The organism is Klebsiella oxytoca (assembly GCF_009707385.1).
GTDB lineage: Bacteria > Pseudomonadota > Gammaproteobacteria > Enterobacterales > Enterobacteriaceae > Klebsiella > Klebsiella oxytoca_C.
Genome location: NZ_CP046115.1, coordinates 3,378,546 through 3,393,210, shown reverse-complemented (window position 1 = coordinate 3,393,210; position 14,665 = coordinate 3,378,546). Strand labels below are relative to the sequence as shown.

The window sequence follows — 14,665 nt, the reverse complement described above, 5'->3', positions numbered from 1 at the left end:
GTTAAATCATGAAAAAAATCGTTCTGACAATGTTGTTATTGGCAAGTTCTGGCGCTGCGCTGGCGGCACCTAAGGTGATTACCGTGAGCCGCTTTGAAGTGGGTCAGGAGAGCTGGGCGTTTAATCGTGAAGAGGTGATGCTGACCTGCCGTGCGGGCAATGCGCTGTTCGCTATTAACCCCAGCACGCTGGTGCAGTACCCGCTAAATGACGTCGCCGAGCAGCAGATGAAAGACGGTAAGACCAACGCGCAGCCGATTTCTGTGATCCAGATTGACGATCCGCAGCAGCCAGGACAAAAAATGAGCCTGGCGCCATTTATTGAGCGAGCGCAGAAGCTCTGCTGATCGTCGCGGGCATCCTGCTGTATTTCCATGAAAAAAACGCCGCTGCCCCATAAAGGCAGCGGCGTTTTTTATTAATATCCGCAATTTTGACAGGAATTATTCGTCCACTTTTGTCGCGGACTGGAAAACCTGACACGGTAAACTATTCTTATAAGGCAAGGCGACTTAGCCTGCATTAATGCCAACTTTTAGCGCACGGCTCTCTCCCAAGAGCCATTTCCCTGGACCGAATACAGGAATCGTGTTCGGTCTTTTTTTATCCTTATTTTTCAAAGGATTAAAAATATCCCCTTCGAATAACCCAGCATCTGGCGAAAAGGGATCTTTCATCTTATATCACAACAAAATCCTGCATAACATTCCCTTTACATAAAATCCGCGTACTTAACTTCAGTAGGTCACGGTGACTTTAACGTTATCGCTATAGCTCCCCGCTGGTTGGTTTGGCTGCGCGGTGTTTATTTTCAACGTGTAATTTACGTCCTGCGATGCGCCGGTACCGGAGAGGCTGAGATTGTTAGCCTGGGTCCAGGCACTACCGTTGGATTGAAAAAATTGATATTGCAGAAAATAGTTTTGCGAGTTAATCGTGGAGATCAATTGTCGCCAATTGCCGTTGCTGGCGTTGTCGCTCGCAAGATTCACGGTATAGGCGGCGTTTTGGGTACAGCGAATGGAAAATTTACCGTTTAAGTCGTTAAAGTTGGCCGGGATCGCGGCGGGGGTAAACGCCACGTCCGGGGCGCTATCGATGTAACAGGAGTTAGTGACTTTTAGCGTCACGTTGACCGTAGAGATGAGGGGGGAATTCGGGTTGCTATCTACCCATATGCAAATATTCGCCACCCCGGCGTAGCAGAGGTGATAATCCCAACGGATCGAGACTTGATCGGTATAGGTTCCTGCCGGAACATTGCTTCCCGGCGGAATGCGAAAATAGAGAGGCAATGTACCATCCGTTGAGTTAAATAATCCGAGCAGGTCGAGAAGTGATGTTGAGCTCCATGGAATGCTGCTGTTGACGCCATACAAGATACCGCAGGACGAGTCCTTGCAGATGTTGTAGGGGATATAAACGCCATTATCGCCCAATAGCCTTAGCGAGTTACCGTTAGCGTTGGATGCCGAAATAATATTGGCCGTAACGGTATTGGTTGCGGCCACTGAAATTAGCGGTTTAGTACAGGTAAATCCGGCACCTGCGTTCACGCCTTGTGCCACCGTGTTCAGCGTAAAAGAGTCGACGGAACCAAAGTTCGGCGAGCTGGCTTTGATACTGCAATCGGCCAGACTACTGGCTGAGTGGGCCAGCAAAAACAGTGCAGCAAAAAGAAGCAGAATATTCTTCAACGTTATCTCCGCTGTAAAGGGGGGCAGCTAACCGGACCTATCCGTTGTGGAACCGGCGTTGATTCCGGAAGTTCGAACTGAATACTGCAGCGAAGCTCTCCGGCATTTATTTTGACTTCATTGTTGCGTCCGAGGTGTGAAAGCCAGACGACGCCGTCGTAGCCCACCAGACCGCTCTGTTTGCTGTTAACCTCTTCAACCGGCGTGCCGACCGGCAGGGGCTGCCCCTGGGCATCGAGGAAGACGAGGGTTGCCGAGCGCACGCGGTTAACCGGGAAATCGACCAGCGCGCCGCTGCTTTCACGCACGGCGATACGTTTCTCGACCGTTACGGCTTCGGTGTCCGTTGGCAGCGGCAGCGTATCGAGAGTGATCTTTCCCGGATACCACGCCGAAGCCCAGGGGATCAGCAGATGGCCATTTTTATCGGTAACGCCGACTTTTCGGTTTTCATAACTCACCGCAATATTCGGGTAGTTGCCGGTAGAGACCACGATAAAAGCATCGTTAATTTGCCGGGCGAAAAACACGCTGTTATCCATCAGTACCACCGCGCCTGAAGCTTCAAACCAGCTGTGATGGTCATCTTTCGAATCATAGTAGCCGCCGCTCAGCGTTGACACGCGGTTGATCCAGGTCAGATCCGCCTGACTATAGCTATCGCCGCCGATTGAGTGGGCGAGGTTCCAGCCGAGCCCGCCCTCTGATGGCGCGGAGCGGCTGACGCTGATATTTTCTCCCCATTGGCCGGAGCTGGAACGCTGGCCGCTCAGCTGCACCGAGCTTTGTGAATCGAACGGGATGATTATCTGCAGCATGCTGGAGTAGCTATTTTCCTGTAGATCGCGATTTATGCTCAGAGTAAAGCTGCTGCTTTGCCACAGGCTACGGCTCCAGGAGAGGTTCATCAGACGAGTACGCGAATTGTCCTCGGCTTTAATATCAAAGTAGCCAAGGCTAAAAGAGCCCAGAGCTCTTCCCCACGGGCTCAGGCTCAGCGTGGCCTGGTCCGATTGACGGCTTAGCGTCGCGGTAGAACCATAGGTGCTGAGATTGTCATAACTGGCGCTGCGCTGAATATGCTGATAGTTCACTCCCCAGCTACTGCCGTAGTAAGAGTAACCCGAAGTAAACTGGCTGCCTTCCCCCTCGCCCTGGCTGGCGCTGCCGGACAGACTGAGCGTGCCGAGGTTACCCACGCCGATATCGCCGCCGATCCCGGCATTGCTTAATCCTTTGCGGTCTTCGGTATGGGCAGACAGGGTTAGCCAGTCATTTAATCCATAGCGATAAATAGCGCTTACCGCGCCGGTACCATAATCGGCATTTTTAATTCCATAGTTGCTGCGCAGCGCGCCGATGGTGAAATCAAAATCGCTCAGGCCTTCCCGCAGCAGGGTATTAGAGACATAAAAAGGAATGCTGGTGGAAACCTGGCGGCCGAGAGCGTCGGTAGTCACCACCGTCGCTTCACCAGCACCGCTAATATAGGGCACGTTGGTCAGCGTGTAGGGCCCACCATTGATCTGCGAAGAGCTGGTTTTATAACCGTTAATAAACAGGTCGACGCTGGAAGGAACCGCCGCGCTGCCGGATAAATTGAGCAGCGGATAGGTCACCAGGTCCGGGCGAACGCTGAAGTTGCGGCTCAGGCGTAACCCTCCCATGCGAACTGAGCTACTCCAGGTCAGAGCATTACTGACGACGTCTCCGGCCTGGTAGCTTATCATTTGCTCAGTGTCGCTGTATTTCCACAGGGTGTCGTAGCGCATATAGCCCTGCTGCTCATAGCCCGTCGAAGACCAGTTTTGCCGGATCACGGCATTATTGGTGAAGATCCCCGGCGGGCCGAAAAGGCGCGTCTCGGTGAAGGCGCTGGTGGTTTGCGAGCCTCCGGATGAAAAGAGGCTATAAGCGTCGTAGTTAAATAAAATCCCCGGGCTGCTAATCGCGGCCTGATAATTTTGTCCCGATGTCTCCCCAATATGCTGCTCGGGAAGCCATGCGTCCGGGACCTGCAGCTTTAGTATTTGCCCCGCCCGATCGTATTCCACCTTAACCGAGGGGAGCGTCGACACATCGACCAGCGCGTCGTTGGTCTTCAGCGGGATATGCGATTGTTGCAAAACGCTGGCTGAAACCCAGTAATGACCCGCGATTACCTTTACCGGAACGGCGCTTGCCTGAATATTACCGTTCACCGCCAGACTGAGATACAGCTCGTACTCCTGCTTTTCGCTGTACGAAGCTGCTGGTGCGGGCAGGGAATCATAGGTTGCGGCGCAGGCGCTGACCGAAGCCATTGCCAGCAGTCCTCCTGACGCCGTCCTTTTCAGGTCTTTCATTATCAACGATTCGCCGGAATTTCCACCGCCTGGCCGTTATCCGTTAATTTGGCGAACAAATGCATCCCTGAGGGAAGCGGGGAGTTTCCCGCGGTCGGGAAACAGCTTTTTCTCTGCGCCAGTACGTAGCCGAGAAGGCCGTTAGCCTGTGGAATCTGCCCTTTGCCGTTGGCATTCGCCCAGTAAACCGTGCTAAGCCTGGCATGCTGATTGCCCGTGTTATCGATACACAGCGCCTGGCGATTATTTTGCTGCGAGAGCGACCAGCGCAGCGTTGTTCTGACGGCTTCGGCCGGGCCATCGTTCTTCAGCGGCACGATCCCCTGTCCATAGGTAAACAGCGGCAGGACATAGCGCATACGCATTTTCAGGCCTGCAGAATTTTTATCCACAGGCGACGCAGGTTGCGCCTGGGGGATCTCATCGATAACGATACGATAGGATTTCTCTATGCCGGCCGCGACGGGAGCAACGCGCATCAGCCGCACCAGCTGACGCTGACCCGGCGCAACCGTGGTAAAAGGGGGGCTGGCGACAACATCACGTTGATCGGCGTAGGTGTCCGCAGACGCTTTTTGATCCCAGGCAAAAACGCGCAGCTGTAAATTTACCGGCGTACTGCCGCGATTCTCCAGCCACAGTTCAGATCCTTTTTCGTGGCTTTCGATAGTCTGAAATATCGGCCATACCAGGACTGAGCTGGCGGCCAGAGCGGATGAGGGGATCGATAAAGCGAATATAAACGGCGTAAATCTACAGCGGATCATAGTTAACCTGTGAATTATTTAATAGGTCAGCGTGACGGTGACCGTGTCGGTATATGAGCCCACCGCCGGGAAGCCATTCGTGGCAAAAAGGCGGCCATAAACCGTGTAGGTTTGCGTGGTGCTCGGAAATGATGCGACGCTTAAAGCCTGCGTATTGTTTCCCCAAACCGTAGAACGGTTGGCGTCCTGATAAAGCTGGTACGCCAGGGTCTTGCCGGCGCTCGACATAAAGCGCTGGGTTGCTGAACCGCCGTTAACACCATAGTCAAGAGCGATTGAAATGGAGGTTCCGGGCGTGCAGGTCACGATGATGGAACCTGCGCCGGAAGTACTGGCGACATCGACGTTGTTATAGAGCGATGACAAAGTGCCAAAACTCAGGGTGCCGAAATCGGTGGTTTGTGAACCATCGCCTGCGCCAAGCGCGCAGCCGGCGGTTATCTGTGCGGAGACTTTAAATGTCTTCTGCACAGTAGCCGCCTGGGCGCCCGAGGCGAAAAGCAGAAATAATGTAAGCCACTCTGGTCGAAGCATGACGCCCATTTTCCTTATGCTGTTACCAGGTCAAGGTCGCGGTAACAATATCGTTATACTCACCGGCCGTGGGGGCATTGACGCTCTGGTCTTCCGGGCGGATTCGGGCAAAAACGGGAATCGCCTGCGGACTCCCCGTTCCTACGATAGCTATTGTTCCACCAGGCAGTATTTCGTTACTGCGGGCGGTATCCGAATAGAGACGATAAGCAATCTGCTGAGTGCCGCCGGCGTTTTTCATATAACGCAAATCAGCATCGCCAGACTGGCCGCCGTCAAGCGTCAGCGTAGAGTCCAGATCTTGAGTACAGGTTACGGTTAGCGCATTTCCACCGCCGCTGCCAACGATACTTGCATCAATGGAGTTTACTAAATCGCCATAATTACCGAAATTAATGTTGCCCCAGCGGTTGTTTTCTCCGTCGCGGACGTTTGATACGCTGCATCCGCTACCAAGCGTCACCTGTACGCCAATCTGGCCGCTTAATGTCCCCGCTGCAGAAGCCGGTTGAAGAATAACTATGGCGCTTATTAAGCCGCCCAGGATACTGCGCGATATCGTTTTGACGTTCATGGAGAACCTCTTAGTGGAAAGCCGCTGAAGAAAAACAACAATGTAGCAATGGATATTTATTACCGATGAACTGCCACGGTTTTGTTGGTTAACGTATAACTACTCCTATGGAATATGCGTAATTTTGCATAATTGACTATTATTTTTATTTTTTATGGTTTTTTAATCTTTAAAATTGGTTTTTATTTGGTTTTAAACTCTTAGTGTTAATTTGTTGTTGGGTTTATGTTTTTTCTTTGTGTTTGATGGGGCGCGAAGTGAGCGGGGTTTTTTCTAAAAACGAGATCTGGATCAAGTTTTTAGAAAAAGAGCGGACAAAATTTATAGGGTGAACTAAGGGGAGCGGCGTGAGCTGATGAAGGGGAGAAAACACCTGCACAAAACCAGGCCCATTGTGCAGGTGAAGTCCATGGGCCAACATCGGAAGTGGCTCAGTATACATATTTGTATGACAAATAAATAATGGTTTTAAAGCCGCTCTAATTTTTTGCAGTTATTACGCCAGCATACGGGAGGTTTTGGGGGCGAGCAAAAAGAGGACGCGGGACATCAATATAATCTCGTAAGAATTATTCTGGCGCCGTAAAAGTGGGATAGAGACCTGTTTCAGGGGAGCTCCCCAGGAGCCATATTCGGCCGCTGAAAATAAACCAGAAGGCGGCGAACAAAATAATCAACAGGGAGAAGTATTTCTGTTTTGAACATCGCGGTAAAAACCGTTCACAAACAGTAAAACGAAGCCATAACCGGCGCTAAATTCTATGTAAGAGACAAACGCCGTAGGACCAGACGGCGTTTAAAAATAAGATGAGAGCCCGTTATTTAATCCACGAGCTGCGCCATCCTGGCGGCCATATCATCCAGTAATTGAAAGCGACGACGATATTCAGCACGTTTCTTACTGGCAATACTTTCGAGCGTTTTTCTTTCGAGCTTCAGTGGTAAACGCCAGCGCCAGGCCCCGTCAGGGACGCCTTCGATAGATTGCCAGAATTCATCATAGCTGGCATGAAAATGGCGTCCTTTGCTCAGCCGATAGCGCAACGCCCGGAAGACGTGGCCGTTATCGCTTACCGCGTAAATCTGATGAATGTTGCAACGTGCCGCCATTAGCCAGATAAACTCCAGAAGCAGGCGTTTCGGGAACAGGCCGTGACAGGCGCGAGTGGCGCGCTTAATCACTTCATGTGAGATTGTGCTGCGTGGCCCCTGTAGACCGCCGATGGTCAACTGCCATTGTTCCTGTTGGCGGATGACGCTAAAGGTCGTGCTGGCAAGTACAACTTCGTCATCATCACGCAGCCATAGCGTCGTTTCGCCCTCGCGCTCCGCTTTGCCCGCCGAGGAGGCGGAGAGCGTAAACCGGCTGCCGTCTTTGCCCGTCAGTTCAAGCAGCGGCATCTCTTGCGCGGCGGTCATGGCGTTGGCCAGGCGCGAGTTGCCCAGAGAATCAACAAACTGATAGTGGCTGATAATGGCCTGCGCGCGCTGGCTGGCGTTTAAACCGCGGGATAAATACTGGCGATGGACTTTACCCGGCAGCGTTACCTGAGCGGCCAACAGCTGGTTGAAATCCGCGCGCGCCGACAGGCTTTCCAGCATGCTGCGGGTGGGCGCATAAAATAAGGCTGTGCGGAGTAAAAATTTAATCCGGTAATTACGTTTTTGCCATATTGGCGCCGGAGTTAAGCGGCCCATGACTAAATCGGTAATAAGATGCGGGCGTCGCTCAGCTACGCTGGCTGAATGCAGGCTGTTATCCGTCACGATGAGTACCTCGTTGTTATTTGGTTTGTATTCTATGGAGATATCGTGGAGAGCTTAACGGTCCGACGAACTATATTTGGCTTTCGTTGATGGTTTATTGAGGTGGCAATTTTTCAGGCGCTAAATTGGTGGAATATTCCTATAATTATGCTGGGAGGGCGATATATGTATCAGCGTATTGACGGTTCCGCCTGGCGTAATATTTGGCTGGTTGGCGATCTGCACGGCTGTTTTACGCAGCTTATAGCCGCTCTGCGTGAGCGCAAATTTGATCCTTATCGCGACCTTCTCCTCTCTGTTGGCGATCTTATCGATCGCGGGCCGCAGAGCGCAAAGTGTCTGAACTTACTACGCTGTCGCTGGGTTTATGCCGTGCGTGGAAACCATGAGCAGATGGCGCTGGAGGCGCTTACCGGCGGCAAGACGGCGCTGTGGGAGATGAACGGCGGCGGCTGGTATAAACAAAGCTCTGCGCAACAGCAGGGAGGTCTGGCGGAGCTAATCGCCCGCTGTCAATATCTGCCGCTGGTGATAGAACTCCGCTGCGGCGAGGTGGTTCATGTGATTGCCCACGCGGATTACCCCGCCGCGGTTTATGCCTGGCAGCAGGAGGTGGATGCGCATCAGGTATTGTGGAGCCGCCGGCGGCTAACCGATCATCTGGCCGGGCGTCACGGCGCCATTGCTGGCGCTGACCATTTCTGGTTTGGCCATACGTCGCTCAAGCGGCGCTATGACAGCGATAACCAGCATTATATTGATACCGGCGCGGTATTTGGCGGAGAGTTAACGCTGGTTGCGCTACAGCAGGCAGGCTAAAAGTCGCTGTATTCTCGGGCGGGAAGCCAGAAACTATCGATAAAATCTTCTACCGGAAAGCAGCCGCCGTGGCGTATCCGCTGCTCGTCCATTGAGGTCGCGCACTGCTGCTCGTTATCGTAAATATCCACAACGATATCTTCACAGCCTCCGTCCAGATAACAAATAAACAGTACTAAGGCAAACATCCTGGCCTCATATCCTGAAAAACATATCGTTAAGTGTAGGAGATGTCGGAGAGGCGGGGAAATAAATAACCCGTCTCAGGCGACGGGTTCATTTGAGTCAGGCAAGGCGCATGACCCAGGCATCAGACTGGCGATCGTAGTGCTTACGGTAGAGGACAGAGTGTTCACCATCAAGTATCGCGGGTACGCTGGTATCAGCATCCCATGCATCAAGCTGCATACATAAATCTGGATCGGATTTGCATGGTATGCTTAACGTTCGCTCTCCCTGCTGTTCGCCGTGCAGTTCGGCGTCGTCTATTTCAAACGCGCCGATACGTACGTTAGTTTTCGCCATAAATTCACCCCGTTTGTCTGCTGAGTTGTGGTACGACCAGTTAAGACCGACATTTTTCAGCGTAGACAAAGAGGCGCAAAGCGCCAGTGAAAAAGTGCGTTTTTTTGGCGCATCATCACGCTTTGGTGTTAAAAAGTTTTCCATCACGTACCAGGTCGCGGGGATAGCTGTTTTTTAAACGCGACCCAACTTTTTTCGCCAGCCCGAGCGGAGCACCCTGAAACGTTACAATCGTATCATCCTGCTGCGGCGGCGTTTCGGGGTAGATGTCACGACCGCGGTACCACTCTTCCGCTTCGGCCTGAGTCAGCTCAAAAGGAGAATCGGACGCGGCAAGCGCGATTACCGCCTCATGCTGCCAGCGATAGCCTTTATTGTGGGTTTCGGCAAGACGAATACCGATGCGGGAAAAGCGCACTTTGCCAAATAACTCCTCCAGCGCCTGGGGGAATAGCCAGATTTCTTTATCCCGCTGCCAGAGCCTGTGGTCAGAGGTCCATTGCAGGCCAACGGCGGCGGCAGCGCTAGCGATGGCGGCAGACTCACGATCTTTAAGCGGGGTAAAAGGGAATTTGCCTACTTTATAGCCGGGGGCCGGGAGCGGTTCGATGGCGGCGGTTTTGTGTAAGCGGGCGACGAAGAAGCCTTCGCAGTCAAAAATCTGCGGGAAGACGTGGAGAAAACCTTCTTCGGTTAACGCCTCGCTGGCCTGTGGGAACAGTGTGGCCAGCGGCAAGACTTCTACCGCTTGCGGATAACGCGCCAGCAGTCCGTTAACCACTTCTTCGTTTTCTTGTCGGTTCAGAGTACAGGTGGAGTACACCAGCGTCCCGCCGGGACGAAGCGCGTGGAATGCGCTGTCGATAAGCTCGCGCTGGGTTTGGGCGATTTCCGCGTTGCTTTCCGGCGACCAGTTTTTCAGCGCGTCAGGATCTTTACGCACAACGCCTTCGCCGGAGCAGGGAGCATCGAGCAGAATTGCGTCGAAGCATTCTGGCAGCGCGGCACCAAAAACCCGGCCATCAAAGTGGGTTAGCGCCACGTTGCTAATTCCGCAGCGGCTGATATTAGCGTGCAGCACCTTGACCCGGCTGGCTGAATATTCATTAGCGAGGATCCCGCCTTCATTGCCCATGCGTGCCGCTATTTGCGTCGTTTTAGAACCCGGCGCGGCGGCCACGTCCATTACCCGCTGCGGCGTTGCGCCGTCGGCAAACAGCGCGGCGACCGGCAGCATAGAGCTGGCTTCCTGAATGTAAAACAGCCCGCTAAGATGCTCAGCGGTACTACCCAGCGGCAGGGCGTCCTCGTTTTCACGCTCGATCCAGAAGCCTTCTGCGCACCATGGTACCGGCGTTAGCTGCCAGCCATAGGGTGCTACCAGCTGCAAAAAATCAGCCACGCTGATTTTCAGCGTATTGACGCGAATGCTTCGGCGCAGCGGGCGCTGGCAGGCGGCGATAAAATCATCGAAAGAGAGATGCGCGGGCATTGCCGCACGCATTTGAGCGAGGAATTCTTCAGGAAGAAAGACTGCGTTTTGAGCCACGGGGAGCGCACCACAACGAAAAAAGGGTGCGTAGTTTAGCATAAAGGCTCCGGCGTCGGACACCGGAGCCTTTTACGCTTAGCGCGGCAGAGCGGTGCCCCATTCGCGCCACTCTTTCGGTTCGCTCTCCAGCAGCAGGAAGTGTTTACCATCCTGCGCTTTCGGCGCCAGCGGCGTACCCGTAGGTGTTGCAAAAGCAATACCGCCGCGGATGAACTGATTAAAGGTACCGGTTTTCACCACCCCGCCAATCAGGCCAAAGTCGAGGCTATAGCCGGAAGCCAGCCAGAAGACCGAGTTATTACGTACCAGATACTGATAACGCTTGCTGATGCGCAGCTGCACCATAACGCGATCTGACATTGAGCCAAGCATCAGGCCGGTTACGGTACCGACTTCTAAACCACGGAACAGGACCGGCGTACCGATACCCAGCGAGCCAGCTTCCGGCACTTCGACAATAATGCTCAGGCCGTCGATATAGCGTGAATCGCTAATAGTGGTTTCCTGAATTTCGAAATCACGGCGCGGCGAGCCGCGTCCCGGTTCAACGTTGACATAGGCCTGGAAGAGGGTGTCCAGATGTTCAACCCCCGCGGCCGAAATCTGCGGGGTAATCACCGAGAAGCGCGTACCGGCGCGGGCAAAGGTGTCGACGTATTCCGGATAGAGGACCGCTTTCGCCTGGACTTCGTTTTTCGCGGTGATCAGTTTCAGCGATTGGATCTGACCGATATCAATCCCCAGATAGCGAATCGGCATACCTTCGGCAATTTTACCCGCGTCGAAAGTATGCAGGGTTATCTGTCCACCCACCGCGCGGGCGGCGGTTTCTGAAGCATACAGCACGCGTTTGTTATCAATACGCGCGCTGGCGCTGGCGCCGCTCAGATTATCAAAGCTGATCGCGCCTTTTAGCGCGCGGGAAAGCGGAGAAGCCTGAACCGTCAGACCGCTGCCGTTGAGCTGCACTTTTGCGCCGCCCTCGGCCCAGAACACGCTGTTGCTGGTCAGCAGATGGCGATATTCCGGTTTGATATGGATGTTGATCTCAAAAGCGCTCTTGCGTGGCTGAACGGTAATGATTTCTCCGACCGCGAATTTACGATACAGCACCACGGAGCCTGCCTGCACGTCCGGCAGGGTCTCGGCTGAAAGAGTCAGCGTTGTGGTCGGCAGGTCGCTCATGCTGTTTTCCAGCGCTTTTTCCTGGTTTGCGTACAGCGGATAGCGGCTCTGCATCGCGCCTTTATCGCCAGGAATAATGCGGATCCCGCCGTTTACCCATTCGCTGGCGCTGGCTCCGAGGAACTGCACGCCGTCGATACCGACTTTAACGTCGATGCGGCTGTTAACCACGAATTTGCTGTCGCCGCGAACCAATGAGCGATACTCCGGCATAACCGCGACCTGGAAAGTGACGCCATCGGCGTTCAGTTTACGTTCGAGGACCTGGCCGACCTGCACGCCGTGGAGAATTAACGGCTGTCCGGCATCAATACCGTAGCTTTCCGGCGCGGTTAGCGTAACGGTGGCGACATCCGGCTCTTCCAGGATGGATTTATCGGCAGGCAGCACCGCAAACTGGTTGCGCGGTTCACCCTCGCCGGGTACCAGCTCAAAGGTGGTGCCGGTCAGCAGGGCGCTAACGCTGGGGTTATCCAGCGAAATTTTAGGCTTCTTCATCTGAATCAGCGTTTTTTCCCGCAGCAGACTGACGACGCTCGGGTCGACGGTCATTTCTCCGGTCACTTTTCCATCCGGATTAAGATTCAGCTTACTGAGCTGGCCAACCTCGAGGCCCTGATACATCAGCGGCGTTGAGCCGGCTTTCAGGCCCGCGCCGTCGGGAAGCTCAAGGTTAACCACGACCCCGCGCTGGCTATGAGCCAGATCTTCATACAGGTGATAATCCGTATTCTGCTGGGCCTGGGGAGAATTATCCGGAGAGTCAAAGGCAATGGCGCCGTTTACCAGCGCCGAGAGACTATCCAGCTGTACCTTAGCGCCGCTTAAGCTAACGTCGGCCTTCACCCCGGAAACGTTCCAGAAGCGGCTCTCTTTTTTCACCAGATTAGTGAAACGACGCTCAATTAGCACATCAATTGTGACGCCCTGGTTATTCGGATTAATGGCATAGTCATAAACCCGGCCGACCGGAATCTTACGGAAATAGACCAGCGAACCGCTGGTAAGCGAGCCTAAATCCGCTGACTTGAGGTGAATCATCAGCTCGCCGTTATTGATGTGGTACTTCGGCTGGGTATCGAGGGCGACAAAGTGATCTTCAGGCTCGCCCTGACCGGGCATCATGCCGATATAGTTACCGCCAACCAGCGCATCAAGACCGGATACGCCGGCAAGAGAAGCTTTCGGCGTTACCAGCCAGAATTGGGTCTCCTTGCGCAGCGCATCTTTCATGTCGCCTTTAACGCTGGCCGAAACCTCGATTTTGCTCAGGTCTTTACTCAGCGAGATATTCTCTACCGTACCGACTTCTACCCCCTGATAACGAATAGGCGTGCGCCCCGGAACGATACCATTGGCCGACTGGAAGTCGATGGTAATTGTCGTTCCGCGATCCTGATAGCTGGTCCAAATCAGCCAACCGGCAATCAGTAGCGCGATGACCGGCAGCAGCCAGAATGGCGAGATGCGGCGTTTAGTTTTAATTTTGGCTTCAGTCGGCGAAGCGGGCGTTTCCTGACTCATGTGCGTCCCAAAGTAAGCGGCTGTCCAGCCATTCAACAGCAAGGATAGTTAATATTACCGCGGCGCCAAAGTAGACCGCGGCGGGCCCCATCGTAAACGCGAGGAGCTGATCGCGGTTGATCAGCGACATGGTTAATGCGATGACAAAAAGATCCAACATAGACCAGCGGCCGATCCAGGTAATCAGCCGCAGCAGCAGGATACGGGTACGTAAGCCCTGTTCACACTTGAATTGTATGCTGACCAGCAGCGTAAACAATACAATAACTTTGGTGAATGGAACCAGAATACTGGCGATGAACACCACCCCGGCGATGGCGACGTTGCTGTTAGCCAGCGACATGATGCCGGAAAGGATAGTGTCATCCTGGCGCGCGCCGTTGACGTAAATAACGGAGATCGGCAACAGGTTGGCAGGCAGTAAGAAAACCATAGACGCAATCAGCGCGGCCCAGCTTTTTTGCAGGCTTTGGCGACGTCTGTGGCGCAGGGGAGTATGGCAGCGGCGGCAGCGTCCGCGTGAATCGCGGTGTCCGGTATAATGACAGCCGAGACAAACCTGCAGATTTGCATCCGGCCGCAGCGCCGGACGCTGGGGATAAAAACGCTCCCAGAGCTCTTCAACGTTCATATGAATAAGCGTCAGGATACTGAGCAGCGTCAGCGAGACGTAGGCGACAAGCCCGATACCGGGCTGCAGGAATGCGTAATCCTGTACCTTGATGGAGGCAACGCCGATGCCGACAAGGTAAATATCCAGCATCACCCACTCTTTTAATCGTTCCAGCATAAGCAGGATCGGGCGTAGATTCATGCCCAGTACGTTACCCAGCCACAGGTAGGCTATGGAGACCACCAGCAGAACTGGCGCAACGACCGCGCAAAATAGCACCATTGCCGCGGTCAGCGGATCGCCCTGGCCGGTCATTTGCCAGATCCCCTGCAGGACGTTAGCGTCGATACGGACGCCTAACAGATGCAGACGCAGAAGCGGTTCAGTCCAGGCAAAAGGCATCAGCAGCAGCATTGCGATTGCCATGCTGCCCAGACGGGTCAAGGACCAGTCGCGTCCATCGCGCACTTTGGCGTTGCAGCGAGGGCACCAGGCGCTTTGATTCTTCTTAAGTACTGGTAAACGAAACAGCAGGTCGCACTGTGGGCAACGCTGATAGTGAGCGTGCGCAACAGGAGCGCTGACCGAATAGACGATCATTTTTTTTGCTGGCGTAATCCTGGGTGTTTTTAGTGGCATCTATAGCTTACAGAAATGAGTGTATCTCTCTATCTTAACTCAGGAATGAATTCATCTTGAGCATGAACGCATTTAAAGCTTATTTTATTAGGCTGTAAGTGTAAGGTAGTAAGACAACTAAGCG

Annotated in this window: 15 protein-coding genes; 2 read left to right on the top strand and 13 right to left on the bottom strand. The window is 53.7% G+C overall.

Features of this window, described 5'->3' with window-relative positions; all coding sequences use genetic code 11:
* Positions 1-8 precede the first annotated feature (8 nt).
* Positions 9-347 (top strand): YebY family protein, encoded by a 339-nt coding sequence (locus GJ746_RS15795; RefSeq protein WP_195908740.1) that lies wholly within the window; start codon positions 9-11, stop codon positions 345-347.
* A gap of 165 nt (positions 348-512) precedes the next feature.
* Here GJ746_RS15795 and GJ746_RS15790 read toward each other — a convergent pair whose 3' ends face one another.
* From GJ746_RS15790 to GJ746_RS15755, 8 genes are all read right to left on the bottom strand, one after another.
* The gene (locus GJ746_RS15790) at positions 513-677 is read right to left on the bottom strand and encodes a hypothetical protein (protein ID WP_154681041.1); all 165 of its coding nucleotides are present in this window, start codon (positions 675-677) and stop codon (positions 513-515) included.
* 60 nt (positions 678-737) lie between these two features.
* Positions 738-1,697 (bottom strand): spore coat U domain-containing protein, encoded by a 960-nt coding sequence (locus GJ746_RS15785; protein WP_154681040.1) that lies wholly within the window; start codon positions 1,695-1,697, stop codon positions 738-740.
* A gap of 2 nt (positions 1,698-1,699) precedes the next feature.
* Positions 1,700-4,042 carry a fimbria/pilus outer membrane usher protein gene (locus GJ746_RS15780; RefSeq protein ID WP_154681039.1) on the bottom strand — a complete coding sequence of 781 codons (2,343 nt, stop codon included), beginning with the start codon at positions 4,040-4,042 and terminating at the stop codon, positions 1,700-1,702.
* Between the two features lie 2 nt (positions 4,043-4,044).
* On the bottom strand, positions 4,045-4,809 hold the full coding sequence (locus GJ746_RS15775) for a molecular chaperone (protein WP_154681038.1): 765 nt from the start codon (positions 4,807-4,809) through the stop codon (positions 4,045-4,047).
* An 18-nt stretch (positions 4,810-4,827) separates the two neighbouring features.
* Complete coding sequence (locus GJ746_RS15770; RefSeq protein ID WP_154681037.1) at positions 4,828-5,343, bottom strand: spore coat U domain-containing protein; 516 nt, start codon at positions 5,341-5,343, stop codon at positions 4,828-4,830.
* 22 nt (positions 5,344-5,365) lie between these two features.
* Positions 5,366-5,917, bottom strand: coding sequence for a spore coat U domain-containing protein (locus GJ746_RS15765; protein ID WP_154681036.1), 552 nt, complete (start codon positions 5,915-5,917; stop codon positions 5,366-5,368).
* Positions 5,918-6,486: 569 nt separating this feature from the next.
* Positions 6,487-6,585, bottom strand: a complete 99-nt coding sequence (locus GJ746_RS15760) for an Ecr family regulatory small membrane protein (protein ID WP_227852819.1) — start codon at positions 6,583-6,585, stop codon at positions 6,487-6,489.
* Positions 6,586-6,739: 154 nt separating this feature from the next.
* Positions 6,740-7,720 (bottom strand): VirK/YbjX family protein, encoded by a 981-nt coding sequence (locus tag GJ746_RS15755; RefSeq protein ID WP_227852817.1) that lies wholly within the window; start codon positions 7,718-7,720, stop codon positions 6,740-6,742.
* Positions 7,721-7,849: 129 nt separating this feature from the next.
* Here GJ746_RS15755 and pphA point away from each other — a divergent pair, with 129 nt between their 5' ends.
* A complete protein-coding gene (gene pphA / locus GJ746_RS15750) occupies positions 7,850-8,503 on the top strand; it encodes a protein-serine/threonine phosphatase (protein ID WP_154681034.1) in 654 nt (217 codons plus the stop codon).
* On the opposite strand, the gene GJ746_RS15745 is transcribed toward pphA, so the two are convergent.
* The 5 genes from GJ746_RS15745 to yebS form a co-directional block, all read right to left on the bottom strand.
* Positions 8,500-8,691: a YebW family protein gene (locus GJ746_RS15745; RefSeq protein ID WP_154681033.1), complete on the bottom strand. Its 192-nt coding sequence runs from the start codon at positions 8,689-8,691 to the stop codon at positions 8,500-8,502. The genes pphA and GJ746_RS15745 overlap by 4 nt on opposite strands.
* A 97-nt stretch (positions 8,692-8,788) precedes the next feature.
* Positions 8,789-9,028, bottom strand: coding sequence for a YebV family protein (locus GJ746_RS15740; protein WP_004852069.1), 240 nt, complete (start codon positions 9,026-9,028; stop codon positions 8,789-8,791).
* 115 nt (positions 9,029-9,143) lie between these two features.
* Positions 9,144-10,577 carry a 16S rRNA (cytosine(1407)-C(5))-methyltransferase RsmF gene (gene rsmF, locus GJ746_RS15735; RefSeq protein ID WP_154681032.1) on the bottom strand — a complete coding sequence of 478 codons (1,434 nt, stop codon included), beginning with the start codon at positions 10,575-10,577 and terminating at the stop codon, positions 9,144-9,146.
* 78 nt (positions 10,578-10,655) lie between these two features.
* Positions 10,656-13,289: a PqiB family protein gene (locus GJ746_RS15730; RefSeq protein WP_154681031.1), complete on the bottom strand. Its 2,634-nt coding sequence runs from the start codon at positions 13,287-13,289 to the stop codon at positions 10,656-10,658.
* The gene (yebS, locus tag GJ746_RS15725) at positions 13,258-14,541 is read right to left on the bottom strand and encodes a membrane integrity lipid transport subunit YebS (protein ID WP_154681030.1); all 1,284 of its coding nucleotides are present in this window, start codon (positions 14,539-14,541) and stop codon (positions 13,258-13,260) included. Before yebS ends, GJ746_RS15730 begins: the two co-directional genes overlap by 32 nt.
* Positions 14,542-14,665: the final 124 nt, after the last annotated feature.